The 13,695-nt window shown below is 43.6% G+C and carries 11 protein-coding genes; 3 read left to right on the plus strand and 8 right to left on the minus strand.

The features are described 5' to 3' along the window. The first annotated feature begins 51 nt into the window (after positions 1–51). Together NEJAP_RS03225 and NEJAP_RS03230 are read left to right on the plus strand one after the other, a co-directional pair. On the plus strand, positions 52–1,398 hold the full coding sequence (locus NEJAP_RS03225) for an aspartate aminotransferase family protein (RefSeq protein ID WP_201349270.1): 1,347 nt from the start codon (positions 52–54) through the stop codon (positions 1,396–1,398). A gap of 31 nt (positions 1,399–1,429) precedes the next feature. Then, positions 1,430–2,920: a CoA-acylating methylmalonate-semialdehyde dehydrogenase gene (locus NEJAP_RS03230; protein WP_201349271.1), complete on the plus strand. Its 1,491-nt coding sequence runs from the start codon at positions 1,430–1,432 to the stop codon at positions 2,918–2,920. Between the two features lie 215 nt (positions 2,921–3,135). On the opposite strand, the gene NEJAP_RS03235 is transcribed toward NEJAP_RS03230, so the two are convergent. The 6 genes from NEJAP_RS03235 to NEJAP_RS03260 all read right to left on the minus strand — a co-directional run bounded on the left by NEJAP_RS03235 (position 3,136) and on the right by NEJAP_RS03260 (position 10,206). Beyond that, positions 3,136–4,296 (minus strand): hypothetical protein, encoded by a 1,161-nt coding sequence (locus NEJAP_RS03235; protein ID WP_201349272.1) that lies wholly within the window; start codon positions 4,294–4,296, stop codon positions 3,136–3,138. An 8-nt stretch (positions 4,297–4,304) separates the two neighbouring features. After that, positions 4,305–5,858 carry an MBOAT family O-acyltransferase gene (locus NEJAP_RS03240; protein ID WP_201349273.1) on the minus strand — a complete coding sequence of 518 codons (1,554 nt, stop codon included), beginning with the start codon at positions 5,856–5,858 and terminating at the stop codon, positions 4,305–4,307. 208 nt (positions 5,859–6,066) lie between these two features. Continuing rightward, positions 6,067–7,368, minus strand: a complete 1,302-nt coding sequence (locus tag NEJAP_RS03245) for a TRAP transporter large permease (protein ID WP_201349274.1) — start codon at positions 7,366–7,368, stop codon at positions 6,067–6,069. 6 nt (positions 7,369–7,374) lie between these two features. After that, positions 7,375–8,010: a TRAP transporter small permease gene (locus NEJAP_RS03250; protein WP_201349275.1), complete on the minus strand. Its 636-nt coding sequence runs from the start codon at positions 8,008–8,010 to the stop codon at positions 7,375–7,377. Between the two features lie 89 nt (positions 8,011–8,099). After that, complete coding sequence (gene dctP, locus NEJAP_RS03255; protein WP_201349276.1) at positions 8,100–9,119, minus strand: TRAP transporter substrate-binding protein DctP; 1,020 nt, start codon at positions 9,117–9,119, stop codon at positions 8,100–8,102. Positions 9,120–9,279: 160 nt separating this feature from the next. Next, positions 9,280–10,206 (minus strand): LysR family transcriptional regulator, encoded by a 927-nt coding sequence (locus NEJAP_RS03260; protein WP_201349277.1) that lies wholly within the window; start codon positions 10,204–10,206, stop codon positions 9,280–9,282. A 314-nt stretch (positions 10,207–10,520) separates the two neighbouring features. On the opposite strand from NEJAP_RS03260, the gene NEJAP_RS03265 reads away from it, so the two are divergent. Beyond that, complete coding sequence (locus NEJAP_RS03265; protein ID WP_201349278.1) at positions 10,521–11,003, plus strand: Crp/Fnr family transcriptional regulator; 483 nt, start codon at positions 10,521–10,523, stop codon at positions 11,001–11,003. A 54-nt stretch (positions 11,004–11,057) separates the two neighbouring features. On the opposite strand, the gene NEJAP_RS03270 is transcribed toward NEJAP_RS03265, so the two are convergent. Continuing rightward, positions 11,058–12,014, minus strand: coding sequence for a DMT family transporter (locus tag NEJAP_RS03270; protein WP_201349279.1), 957 nt, complete (start codon positions 12,012–12,014; stop codon positions 11,058–11,060). 127 nt (positions 12,015–12,141) lie between these two features. Next, positions 12,142–13,650 (minus strand): Na+/H+ antiporter NhaC family protein, encoded by a 1,509-nt coding sequence (locus tag NEJAP_RS03275; protein WP_201349280.1) that lies wholly within the window; start codon positions 13,648–13,650, stop codon positions 12,142–12,144. Positions 13,651–13,695: the final 45 nt, after the last annotated feature.

Consider the following 13,695-nt stretch of genomic DNA (forward strand, 5'->3'; position numbering starts at 1 on the left):
TCAATACAGCTCAGTCTGTTTAGCATCTATTTACAACCTATGAGGTGGCGAATGAATAAAAATAACGACGACCAGGCACTTTGCGGTTTATCTCAAGAGCAGCTAGATGCTCATTGGATGCCCTATTCAGGCAACCGAGAATTTAAGAAAGACCCGCGTCTCATTGTTTCTGCGAAAGGCAACTACTATACGTCTGCTGATGGCCGCAAAATTTTTGATGGGCTTTCTGGTTTATGGACGTGCGGCGCAGGGCATAGCCGTCCAGAAATTATCGAAGCAGTAAGCCGCCAGGTTAAAGAGTTGGATTACTCACCAGCTTTTCAATATGGGCACCCAAAGTCATTTGAACTGGCGCACCGCATTACAGAATTAATGCCAGAAGGGCTAAATCGTGTATTTTTTACCGGTTCAGGTTCTGAGTCTGTCGAAACCGCTTTGAAAGTTGCTCGTGCTTACTGGCGCAAGAAAGGTCAAGCGAGCAAAACCCGCTTTATTGGCCGGGTGAAGGGCTACCACGGAGTTAACTGGGGTGGTGTTAGTGTCGGTGGTATCGTCGGTAATCGTGCACTTTATGGGCAGGGAATAGATGCCGTACATTTGCCGCACACTATGTTACCAGAGAACTTATTTTCTAAGGGTATGCCAGAAACGGGTGCGCATTTGGCTGATGAGCTAGAAGCCATGCTTGCCTTGCATGATGCATCAAATATAGCTGCTGTTATTGTTGAACCGTTAGCTGGTTCTGCTGGTGTGATTCCACCGCCTGTAGGCTACCTAAAACGTTTACGAGAGATCTGTGATAAGCACAATATCCTGCTTATCTTTGATGAGGTAATCACAGGCTTTGGCCGAATGGGGTCAAATACAGGTGCAGAAGAGTTTGGTGTTGTGCCAGATATGATGACGATAGCGAAGCAGCTAACCAATGGTGTTATCCCTATGGGTGCTATGGTTGCTAAGCAGGAAATCTACGATACCTTTATGGAAGCCGGTGGCGCAGAATATATGCTTGAATTGCCACATGGTTATACCTATTCAGCACACCCCGTAGCCTGTGCAGCTGGTCTTGCTTCATTGGATATTTTGGCACAAGACAAGTTAGTTGAAAGAGTCAAAACTGTTTCTCCGCAGTTCCAAGAAATGCTGCATAGCCTCAAGGGCACAAAGTATGTCTCGGACATCCGAAACTACGGATTGGCTGGCGCTTTAACCATTGAATCTGCTCCAGGAGAGCCTGCGCTGCGTCCTTTCCAGATTGCGATGAAGTGTTGGGAAAAAGGTTTCTATGTACGTTGTGGTGGCGACACTATTCAGCTGGGTCTGCCATTCACTGTTGAAAATGCAGAAATTGATAACGTGATTAATGCGCTGGGCGAGTCGATTAACGAACTTGCATAAGCTCGCAACAATAAAAATTTGAGGAAAGAAAATGACAACTGTAGGCCATTTAATTAACGGTGAAATGCGTACTGATGCAGCGCGTACTCAAGATGTATTCAATCCGGCAACAGGCGAAGCTACAAAGCAAGTTGCGTTGGCGTCCGTAGAAACAGTAGAAGAAGCCATTGCTGCGGCTCAGGCGGCGTTTCCTGAATGGCGTAATACGCCAGTAGGTAAGCGTGCTGCTGTTATGTTTCGTTTTAAAGCGTTGTTAGAACAAAACGCTGATAAAATCTGCCAGATGATCGGTGAAGAGCACGGTAAAATTAGCCATGATGCAGCAGGAGAGTTGCAGCGTGGTATTGAAAATGTTGAGTATGCTTGTGGTGTTGCCGAGCTACTTAAGGGCGAGCATAGTAAAAATGTAGGCCCAAATATTGATTCATGGAGTGAGTTTCAACCGTTAGGTGTTGTGACAGGAATTACGCCTTTTAACTTTCCAGCGATGGTACCACTATGGATGTACCCAATGGCTATTGCCTGCGGTAACACATTTGTACTGAAACCTTCTGAGCGTGATCCTAGCTCTACGTTGTTTATTGCTCAGTTGTTGCAGGAAGCAGGTTTACCAGCAGGTGTAATGAACGTAGTTAACGGTGATAAAGAAGCCGTTGATGTGTTGTTAACAGATGTTCGTGTTAAAGCGGTAAGCTTCGTTGGTTCAACACCGATTGCTGAGTATATCTACAGCACAGCCAATGCAAATGGCAAACGCTGTCAGGCTTTGGGTGGTGCTAAAAACCACGCGATTGTTATGCCTGATGCTGATATGGATAATGCTGTAAACCAACTATTGGGTGCTGCTTTTGGATCATCAGGCGAGCGTTGCATGGCGTTGTCTGTTGCTGTTGCGGTAGGTGATCAGGCGGCTGATGCATTGGTCGCTAAAATGAGTGCTGCCATGCAGTCATTAAAAGTCGGCGCAGCAACTGATAGCAGCAATGATTTTGGTCCTGTTATTACACGTCAGCACCAACAGAAAGTTGTCGGTTATATTGATAGTTCAGAGCAAGACGGAGCAACTGTTGTTGTTGATGGTCGTAACCCTCAGGTAGCTGGCTACGAAGAAGGTTTCTTTGTTGGCGCGACATTGATTGATGGTGTTACACCTTCAATGGTTAGCTATCAGGAAGAGATTTTTGGCCCTGTATTGCAAATCGTGCGTGTTAATACGATGGATGAAGCGATGCAGCTGATCAATGATCACGAATACGGCAATGGTACTTGTATCTTTACCCGTGATGGCGAAGCGGCTCGTTACTTCTCTGATAATATCCAGGTGGGCATGGTAGGTATCAATGTACCACTACCTGTACCTGTTTCTTATCACAGTTTTGGTGGCTGGAAGCGCTCATTGTTTGGTGATCTTCATGCATACGGTCCGGACTCAGTACGTTTTTACACTAAACGTAAAACGATTACTCAGCGTTGGCCTTCAAGTGGTGTACGTGAAGGGGTGTCGTTCTCTTTCCCTAGCTAGATGTTTTTATGAGGAGCTCTGTTTTGCTCCTCAAGTTTTCTCCCTGGAGTAGTCTGTTCTTTCTATGATAGCTCCTACTTTATCGATAGTGGCTACTCTATTAATAAGCCTTACTTTATTGCTAGCTCTATCCTTTTTGCAGGCTTCTGATTTATCAGAGCCTGCTTTTTTTATGGGCGCTGCAAGAAGACAGTAATAGTGCAAGCAGAGGACCGTTATTCTGAGCTAGCATGAAGGCTGCTAATCGCGGACTTCTCTTTAGATAATCGTGGTTCGATATTTTCTTTTGTTAATTTGAACTCAATATTGGTAGATAAAATGTGTTCAATAATCACTTCTCCAAGTTCCTCCCGGTAGTGGGATGGCTCCCAATACCACTGCATGAATTTTCCACGCCCTTGAGGTACCGGTTCAAGGGTATATCGGTTGAAACCACTGAAATCTAATAGAGTTCCATGAGGTAAAAAGTCTAATGTGGATAGCTGGTTAACTAGCTTTCGCTTCCATGCTAGATAGAGTTCGAAATGGCCTGTTTGATTAACAATTTCAAGATAGCGTTGATGGTAAGGACTGATAAAAATATCCAGTTTAATGTCTTTGCTCTTTAGTGTATCAACCAATATTTTCAAAGCGTTAAAACTGCTGGACTGCCCTTGCTTATCCGCTAGGCTATATGACCTCCCATCAAGTCTTTTTAGTAACTCTTGCCGTTTCTGGTCAAATAGAGCTTGAGTGCCTTCATTATGGACGATAGGGATAAAACCTTGTGCTTGATTGAACCCATCCAGAGTTGTGTAGTTAGTCTGTTGATATTGTCTAGCGAGGGTTTTGATACTCGCAAGGGTAGTATCGAGTGAATATAAAGTTGCTAAGCGTGCTTTTATATTATTATTGAAGTAATAAGGATTGGGCTGTTGCAGTAAAGTTAATGGCATATTAGAGCTAGGGTAAGGTTTTGGCGGCCAGTTAACTGTCGATGTTGAACGTTGGAGGAAGTCCAAAAAATCGATGCTTAATATTACGCGCTCAGGTGTGCTTGTTTCTAGTAGGTTTAGTAGATGTTTGGTTTGTGTACCGACTCCAGCACCTCTTATGCCAAGGTTATAGACTGTCTTTCCTTTAAAAAGAGGGCTACTGGGATTGAGGCCTAACTCCGGTCGAGAGTTACCTAATATAACGATATCGGGATTAACGTGTCGCCATTGATAGGCTTTTGTTAGATATATTTTGTCTCCCGCTTCTGTTTTATGACAATTTAATCCCTCTAGGCAGCGGTTATGCCAGATTGCAAAGGGGTCTATTGCCCAGTTTAATGAAGCGATAACTATTAGTAGTACAGCTGTGACAGTAGAAAATTGTTTTAGATATGTGCTCATACTACCCTTTAAAACTGAAAGTAGAGGAAGTCACTGACTTGCCCAAGCGTCATTAAACCAATGACGAGTAACAGTGATGAAAAGCTTGCCCATACCAGTGCCGGTTGCCATGCAAGCTTACGAATGAAGCGTGGAGCAAGCCAAAAACCAGCACCTGCGGTTTCTTCTATATTGGTGAGCGATGCGTGATGCTGGCGAAATAGGTCTTGTACAGTAGGCAAACAAACAACAACAGGGATAAGTAATAGGCAATAGATCCAAGCTGATACTAAATGGCTTGCACCACCGTGGTAACCTGTCACGCCCCATGATTGAAGCATTACACCTACCTCACCTAAGCGGGCTAGGATGGCCATTGGTATTGCGACACCGTTTAGCCCGACCATTCCTTGTAAAATACTTAATGCTCCATCCAAGCTGGTGGCACGGAAAAACCCCCATGCAACAATGACAGCCAACATAGTGATGAGCCAAGCAATCGATGCATGTAATTGTAACCAGGTATGGCGCTCACTCAATAAGCGCCAGCCTTGGTGTACGGCTAGAAAACCTCCGTGGAGTGCTCCCCAAATGACGAAATTCCAACCGGCCCCATGCCATAGTCCGCCTAATAGCATTGTCGTCATAAGAAAAAGGTAGCGATAACCTTGTCCTTTACGATTTCCTCCTAGAGGTATGTAAATATAATCTCTGAGAAAGCGCGATAATGTAATGTGCCAGCGCCTCCAAAACTCTGCAATAGAGCGCGCTTTGTAAGGAGAGTAAAAATTAAGGGGGAGGATGATACCAAACATGCGAGCTAAGCCTAGCGCCATGTCTGAATATCCTGAGAAGTCGAAATATATCTGGAAGGTATAAGCGAGTATGCCAGACCATGCGAGCAATAAATCAGGTGCAGAACCTGCATCAGCGGCATTAAATACAGGGTTTGCGTAGTCGGCCATACCATCGGCAATCACCGTTTTTTTAAAAAGGCCAATCGCAAAAATACTGATACCGATTGCAATATGATTTGCGCTTATGCGAAACGCATTATTATTTTGGAATTGTGGCAGCATTTCTTTATGGTGGACGATAGGTCCGGCTATTAATTGTGGGAAAAAAGTCACAAATAAAGCGTAATGAATAAAGCGGTACTCTTCAGTTACTTGCTTGTAAGAGTCGACGAGGTAAGCAATTTGTTGAAACGTAAAAAAAGATATTGCTAATGGCAAGACTATGTTTTCGATAGACCAGTCGCTATTCGTTAACCACGCTAAATTGAAAACCAAAAAGCCTGCATATTTGAAATAGCCTAAAACAGCAAGATTGCCGACTACCCCCGCCGTTAGTAGCCATTTGCTTTTAAGGTTGTAGATATGCCGCCCTAAATGGTAATTGCATACCATAGAGCTAAGAATAATCAGAAGATAACTTGGATCCCACCAGCCATAAAAGAATAAGGAAGATAACACTAACCAGAGTATCGCTGATTCGTTACCGAAGCGGCCGGCTATCCAAAAGAAGCCAAATAAAACAATAGGAACAAATCCAAATATGAATTCGGCGGAGTTAAATAGCATTGGATACCTTTCTTATTTGAAGATCCGTTCGTTAAGATTTCCAGTATCTTATCATTGGGAAGCGTAAAAAACTGCAGGCTTTTAGTTCTGGTTTTTTAAATAAAGAGAGGTGTGAGCAGCGGGTTAATATAGCTTTCTTTAAAGCGAAAAAGCAGACGAACCTAGTAATAGGTTCGTCTGATAAAAGGTGTAAACCGTTGTGAGTTGTTTAATTGCCCATGACTAAGTTCGGTAAAAATAGTGACAGTTCAGGAACAAATGTTACGAGTAGCACCATCGGTAAATGCCCGAAGCAGAGAAACTTTAGGGTAGGTTTTATGTATTTATCCAATGAGAGTTTGCTTACTCCCCCTGCCATATAAAGCATGGGGGCACAGGGTGGAGATACATTACCTAAACCTAAGTTCACGCCAACAACAGCTGCAAAATGAATAGGATCTATGCCTAGCTGTTGTATCACAGGTAAGAAGATGACCGCTGCCAATACGCTGCCTGAAATATCATCCACTATCATGCCGATAAGTAGCAGCAGAACATTGATTAACAGCAAGATTACATACTTATTATCTGAAATTTGCAGTAATGCTTCTGCTAGCTCTTTAGGGACTTGTTCAAGAATCATCGCCCTGCTCATGATGAACAGGAAAAACAGTACTGCCATAATGGAGCCTGTCATAGTTACGGCTCGAACCGTTACAGAGCCAAGGCTGCGTAGTGATAAGCCTTTATAAACAAAAAGGCCGACAGGAATAGCATAAATCACGGCAATAGCGGCCGCTTCAGTGGGTGTGGCAATACCGCTGTATATAGCGCCTAGGATGATGATCGGCATAAGCAGAGCAAACCCTGCACTGTAACCTGCTTTAGCAACACCCACTGTCGCTTCTTTGAATGAAAGCGGTGCTTCTACTTTGATGTGCTCATTATTACGTAAGAACCAAAAGTTAAGTATGCAGTACAGCAGCGTTAGCATAATCCCAGGGATAATTGTCGATAGGAAGGCGGCTCCCACTGAAAGGCCTCCCGTTATCGAGAATATGATCATGGGAATACTGGGAGGGATCATTAATGCTAAGACGGAAGAGCAAGCCACCAGTGCCGTTGCATGCCCTTCAGGGTAACCTTCTCGTACCATGCGCGGAATCATGATCTGGCCGATTGCCGCAATGGCGGCAGATGAGCTGCCAGAAATTGCACCGAACAAGGCGCAAGTAAGGACGGTAACTGCGCCTAACCCGCCTTTGATACGGCCTACAAAGGCGTTCACAAAGTTGAGTAGCCTATCGGATATTCCGCCTTCGGCCATTAAAATACCGGCAAAGATAAATAACGGTAAAGCGAGTAACGCAAACCCACTGGCCGTTTTAAAGCCGTGAGGAATCAAAAAAGATATGTTGTTGCCAGTGGTGTAGGCAAACGTCAACGCGCCAATGCCGAAAGAAAAAGCAACGGGAATCTCAGCCAGCAGTAAAATGACAACCAGCAGCATAGTAAGAAGAAAAATAGTCATTTTAGTTTACTCCTGATGATAACGAGCCTGACGGCTTTTACGTAATGCTCGAAACTCATTAATAGCTTCCAGAAGAAAGTAGCCCGCCATCATTGAAAAGCCCACAATCATGCTGCTGCTCCAGAGTCCTCGTGGCCATTGGAGATTAATGCTCATGCGTCCTTTATCAATAACGAATAATGCGTACTTGAAAGCGAAGTAACCAAAAATACAGGCCGCTGTCATGCTGATGATGGAACCTGCAAAGCGAATCATATTTATTTTGTATGGGTCAGTAATGATGAGGCTAACAATGCCGCCGTGTATGTGTTCTCGCACACGGGTTGCGTAGCCCATTCCTAAAAAGTAGATCCAAACACCCAGTAATACAGCGGCTTCTTCTATACCTGCGAAAGGAGACTCAATCACATAGCGCATGATTATCTGGCCGAACATTAAAAAGGATAAACCGAGCCCTGTCATAATCATCAGTACACGAAAAATCCCGTCAAGAACTTGCTCGAATTTTACTAAAAGGCGCTCTATTCCTTGAGGTTCATCTTCAGGAATTGCACTTAGGTGAGGGGGGGCAGGGTGGTCAGAAAGGTCGGGATCAAAGTTATAAACGCTGCTATCACCCGCAGTGTGTTTTTGCACAGTCATCTGGGCTACCTCGAAGAGGTTGGAGAAAATACCACCACCTCATGTTGAGATGGCGGCGTAGACATCATTAATTAATTTCAACTATTGAATTAGTTAATGCCTGCGATTTTTCGCATCATGCCCATTATTTCGCTACCCACGATTTTTTCCATGTATGGCCATTCGCTGGCATACAATGCTTGTTTTGCTTTTTCCAGCTCTTGGTCATTTAGCTCTACGATTTTAATACCGTGGTCACGTACTTTTTCCAAATAGCTATTGTCGATGGCTTCTGCTTCTTGCCAAGCCCATTGGAGTGTTTCGTTAGCTGCTGCTTGAATTTTCTCGCGTTCAGCTGCTGGTAGATCTTCCCACCAGTCTTTATTCACTAACCAGAAAGCATGCTCAAAGTAGTCGCGTGTAAGAATGTAGCTTTCTAGCACATCGCGCATCTGCCAAATTTCAACAGCAGGACCAAAAGCACGTCCATCAACAGTGCCTAGCTGTAGCCCAGTATAAAGCTCTGAAAAAGGCATAGGAACGGCAGAGAATCCCCAGTTTTTAAAGCGCTCAACAGCCAGTGGCGTTGGTACTACGCGCATTTTTATGCCTTTAGCATCTTCTGGGAAGTTTGTTGGAACTTTTCCTACACCCTTGCGAATGGTGATAGAACCAAAGCCAGCAGGAATAATACCTAAAGAGACAAGGTCGTTGTCAGCTAGGATTTTGTTATACACATCAAGCATTGGACCGTTGGGGCCATAAACTTCACGTGCTTTATCCCAGCTATCTACAACATAGCCCAGCCAAGTTAGGTCTAAACGGCCATCAAATTCAGAAGCACCATACGTCATTGTCATAGGGATGACGCCTTGCATGGATTGTTCAAACTGTGAAGTCCAGTCACCTAAGTCACCACCCGGATGATAGTCTGCTGAGTAGCTGGAGTTTTGCGCAGCTAGCTCGGCCATGAACTTTTCAGATGAGGCGTGAAAAATATGATCGGTTGTCATTGCTTGAGCAAGAATGAAAGTTTCATCTGCTTGTGCTGAGTGAACCGCTGAAACAGATAGCGCTGCGGCAAGCGCGCAACTTGTGAAAACAGATTTAACGTTGTTCGTAATTGTCATAGTGACCTCTGGTATTTTTTTTGTATGGTCATTCCGTGGCTTCAATTTCTGAGAAGCTCGGTGATTTTGCGTTAAGCAGAATGTTGGTTAAATCCTAAATATTTTTAATACAGTTAAGTAAATACTTAACTGTATTATTCCAGAGATCAGGTTGAATTTATTAGGATTGAGTTGTATCAGTCAGGTTTTCTAGGTAGGTCTGCAAAACTAAATTTGAGCGTGCACCTTTGCGGGTAATTGCAGAGAATTGAGTTGAATAGTTATACCTTTCAGGAAGTAAGGCGCGCATTTTCCCGGCACCAACCCACTGAGCTGCTAAATGCGCTGGCAAATAACCAATGTAGCGCCCGGTGAGAATAAGGAAAGCAATGCCCTCTCTATCGGTGGCTGTTGCCGTGGGCTTTAGTTGTTGGTAGCACGCTTTGATTTCGGGGGTCTGTGCATAAGCAGGTACGACAGCATCCCATTCATCGAGCGTATTTAAAGCACTGTCTTGTGTTGCAAAAAGCGGGTGCCCTGATGAGCAATAGATCTGAGATTCTTCTTGGTAAAGCGAAAAGTAGTGTAGGCCTGCAAGTGGGCGTAAATCCGGTACTATTCCAATATGCAAACGTCCATCAAGTACACCTAGTTCTATTTCGTTGGGCGGAATCATTCGAATATTTACTGTTACATCGGGCCCTTGAGTTTTGAGCGCTGATAACGCGTTAGTAATTCTCATGTGTGGCATAGTGACGAGGTTGTCGGTAATGCCAATGTTTAACTCGCCTTTGAGCTGCGTATGTAGTGTGTTGACTTGGGTGCGAAAGTCTTCAATTGATGAGAGCAGCTGCAGAGTATAGTGATAAATATGTTCGCCTTCTTCTGATAGAGAAAAACCTGATCGTCCACGTTGACAGAGCCGAAAGCCAAGACGGCTTTCTAAATCAGACATAGCGATGCTGATAGCCGCTCGGCTAATGTTTAGTTCGACTTCAGCTGCTGAAAAGCCGCCGCACTCTACCACTATTTTGTATATTCGAAGCAAGCGCAGATCAATGTCGCTTAGCTGACCTTTAAATTTTATTTTACTCACGGTAATGCTCATTTATAACGTGTTAGATGTGGTTTTATTTTATTAAGTATTTTCATGTTACTTTTTTTCTAACTTAAATGTGAAGTTGAAATCAGACATCTTCACTATGAGTTGTTGCGATTTGGCGTAGGTGGGTTGCTATTATTCAGAAGCTTTCTGGATATAAAACTATTCAAACAGTGTCTTACTAGTAGAGGCACATTTCTTATATTTTTATCAAAGTAGTTAAGAGTCCGCTTTGCTGCACTGTTTGAATGATGAATGGGCTATACTTGTTACAGTGCAGTTTATTATGAAAGTTAGTAGTACAAGATTAGGTATTTGTTATGCAATTACTCACCTATTCGGCCGTTGATAATATTTTCCCCACCGACTTTTGTCGTGAACTTTCTATGTTTGGGGCTCTGACGCAAGATTGTCTTGAATTTCTGCTACAAGAAGGCAATATTTATCAATGTGAACAAGGGTATACACTGTTCTCCCCCGGTGAAGAGTCAAATTATTTCTATGTGGTATTAAATGGGCGAGTGGGGTTTTCTAGAGCTAAAGGTGACCAACAGATCTATATTCGTAGCTTCACATCAGGTGAGCAAATCGGCTTTGTTGGGATGATTGGTTTGCATGAACGCAGAGGTTTTGCTGTTGCAGAAGAGCCCACATATCTTTTAGAAATTTCATCTGCTTTATTTCATCAAGTTTGTGAAAAGTTTCCTTCAGATTTTGTGGTTTTTCTAATCAATATTACGCGCGAAATGAGTCGTGAAATCAATCATCTCGATGCACTGTGCGCTGACCTCAATACGCTTTAGCAGTAGTTCTAGTACTTAGCGTTAGTGGCCTCAAGCTTATGGTATGGGATATATTTAGTCAGGTGCTGCACTATGCTCAAGAGGTCGGACCTTAGCAGGACGTTGTCTGTCTGCTAATTCTGAAATGAGCATGCCTGATATGATTAAACCAGCGCCAATCATACCTTTTTCACCAAGCGTCTCATCTAAAAATAACCATGCTGATATGTGTGCAAATATTGGTTCTGCTGCAAAAATAAGCGCTACTTTATGCGATTCAAGTAGTTTTTGGCTTGCTGATTGTGCCCAAAAGGCATAAGCCGTTCCAAAAACACCTGCAATTAAAACTGCAAGTAACACGATTGGATTAAATAGTTGCTCATGCCAAGCGATGGGTGTTGCTTCAGGAAAGTAAAATGCTGGGTTGGGATCAGCTAACGCGGCAAAAGTACTATAAACCGCAACAGCGACGAGCTGGACGATACTTAGAGGAATAATCGGTAAGCTATCAACTAAACGGCCAGTGAGCACGATATGTGTGGCAAATGCGAATGCGCATATGAGTACTAGTACATCGCCATAATTGAACGCTAAGTTGTCCCCCATTGTTAGTAAATATAAACCGATAGTCGCGGTACAAACACCAATCCACACGGGTCTGCTGACGGCTTTTCTGAATATGAATAAACCAAGTAGAGGCACCAAGGGTACGTTCAGCCCAGTAATGAACCCGGCATTAGAAACAGAGGTAAATCGTAAACCTTCCGTTTGTGTATAAAATCCAATAAACAGTAAAAAACCTAATAACAAGCCTGCTGGTATGAGTTTGTTATAGGCTAACGGTGCTTCATTTTTCGCTGAAAACCATAATAAAGGCAGTAACGATAGGGCAGCTAAAGCAAAACGGATAGCGTTAAAGGTATGGGTTGGAATCCGGGCGATAGCAAGATCAATCAGAACAAATTCAACTCCCCAGACCAAGCTAACAAACAGCAACATGACGGTGGCAATACGAGGAGAAGTAATTGTCATGATTATGCACTTCTGTCATGAGATTAACATTTTGGTGTTAATCGATGGAATAGATTTAGGCTCAATCACTAATTTTTCATTTGATAAAATCATCTGAAAAACTAGCAAATTGAGCCAGTTTGTAGATTTAAGCCATAACAAAACCCAGTACTAACAGTGATGTAAATGCTAAAGCCGCTGCAGTCAAAGCATAGGGGATCTGTGTGAGTGCATGTTGCATTGGTGTGCAGCCCGAGCCTTGTGATGACAGTACTGTTGAGTCACTGAAGAAGCAGGCGTGGCTGCCAAATGCAGAAGCAGATAAGAGCGCACCAACGGTTAATGGCATCGACATATCAAATGCGATTGCCATAGGAATCACAATCGGCAGTGATACTACAAAAACACCCCAGCTAGAACCAGTTGCAAATACGACAGCTGCCATAGAAGCAAACACTAAGGCTGGCAGCATCTCTTTAGATAAGTAGGGTGTGAGAGAGTCGATGATATAGGGAGTCATGGCGAGTTGATCATTGATCTCTTTTACCATGAAGCCAGCACATACCACTGCGATTGGGTGTAGCATGACTTTAAAGCCATCCAGCATAGAGTCTACCAGTTGAGCAAAGCTCAATAGACGCTGCCAGAAATACAACACCATAGTAAACATTGACGCGACTAATGCACCTAATAGCAGGTCTATATCGTAGTAAATACTTGCAGCAACCAACACCGCCATTGGCAACAGGAAGTTCATTAACCCAATGAGTGGGGAGGTCTTTTTCATCTTAGATGTATCAAAACCATCCACTAAAATACCGGGAGGAATTGTTTTGCCTGCTTTAGCACGTTTTTCAGCCTGTTTCATTGCACCAAAGTCGCCCAAAATACCTGCGGCGACTAAAAATACAACCAGTAGCGCTAGCCAGCCATAAGCCATGTACGGGATAGAGTCGATATAAAGGGACATCCCTTTGCCTTCTGCTGCTGCACCGTTTTCTTCAAGTAAGGCTGCAAAATACACCGCCCATGTTGATACGGGCACAAGGATGCACACCGGGGCTGCGGTTGAGTCTACTAAAAAGGCGAGCTTTTCACGTGAGATTTTATAGTGATCGGTGAGGTTTTTCATCGATGCAGAAACGGCTAAAGAGTTTAGATAATCATCGATAAATACCATGATACCTAATGTGCAGGTTGTAAGCATGGTTCCACGACGTGTTTTAATACGTTTAGCTAGCATTTGGCCAAAGCTGAGCACGCTACCGCCGCGCTCTAGCATGTTGATTAGTCCGCCCATCATGCCACACACCAAGACAATCCAGGCAATGGTTTCATTCATAACAACAGAGATAGATAAGTCGCCTAGCCCGCTGACAATGTTGCTGGGGTCTAGTAATAATAATCCTGCGATAATACCTGCAAAGATAGATTCAAGAGGTTTTTTAGTAATAACAGCGACAAATAGGATCAATAGAGCAGGCAGCAGGCTATAAAAACCGTAAGATTCCCCTTCAACATGTTGTGTTGAAAGGTAGGCGAAGAAGGCCATAATGCCACCGAAAAATAGTAACCATTTTTGAGGGCTACTCGTAGTCTCTTGTAAGTGTGTTGAGGTGCTATTTTCAATGCTCGGCTGAGCTAAATCTGTACTCATGGAAATACCTTGGTCATTTTTATATTTTTTGGAGCCATTGGCTGT

This window comes from Neptunomonas japonica JAMM 1380 (genome assembly GCF_016592555.1).
In the GTDB taxonomy this organism is placed as follows: domain Bacteria; phylum Pseudomonadota; class Gammaproteobacteria; order Pseudomonadales; family Balneatricaceae; genus Neptunomonas; species Neptunomonas japonica_A.

Bases quoted from the DNA above. Each gene is read 5' to 3' on its own strand.
- NEJAP_RS03240 (WP_201349273.1), bottom strand. From the start codon at position 5,858: ATGCTATTTAACTCCGCCGAATTCATATTTGGATTTGTTCCTATTGTT.
- dctP (WP_201349276.1), bottom strand. From the start codon at position 9,119: ATGACAATTACGAACAACGTTAAATCTGTTTTCACAAGTTGCGCGCTT.
- NEJAP_RS03235 (WP_201349272.1), bottom strand. From the start codon at position 4,296: ATGAGCACATATCTAAAACAATTTTCTACTGTCACAGCTGTACTACTA.
- NEJAP_RS03260 (WP_201349277.1), bottom strand. From the start codon at position 10,206: ATGAGCATTACCGTGAGTAAAATAAAATTTAAAGGTCAGCTAAGCGAC.
- NEJAP_RS03275 (WP_201349280.1), bottom strand. From the start codon at position 13,650: ATGAGTACAGATTTAGCTCAGCCGAGCATTGAAAATAGCACCTCAACA.
- NEJAP_RS03225 (WP_201349270.1), top strand. From the start codon at position 52: ATGAATAAAAATAACGACGACCAGGCACTTTGCGGTTTATCTCAAGAG.
- NEJAP_RS03250 (WP_201349275.1), bottom strand. From the start codon at position 8,010: ATGACTGTGCAAAAACACACTGCGGGTGATAGCAGCGTTTATAACTTT.
- NEJAP_RS03270 (WP_201349279.1), bottom strand. From the start codon at position 12,014: ATGACAATTACTTCTCCTCGTATTGCCACCGTCATGTTGCTGTTTGTT.
- NEJAP_RS03230 (WP_201349271.1), top strand. From the start codon at position 1,430: ATGACAACTGTAGGCCATTTAATTAACGGTGAAATGCGTACTGATGCA.
- NEJAP_RS03265 (WP_201349278.1), top strand. From the start codon at position 10,521: ATGCAATTACTCACCTATTCGGCCGTTGATAATATTTTCCCCACCGAC.
- NEJAP_RS03245 (WP_201349274.1), bottom strand. From the start codon at position 7,368: ATGACTATTTTTCTTCTTACTATGCTGCTGGTTGTCATTTTACTGCTG.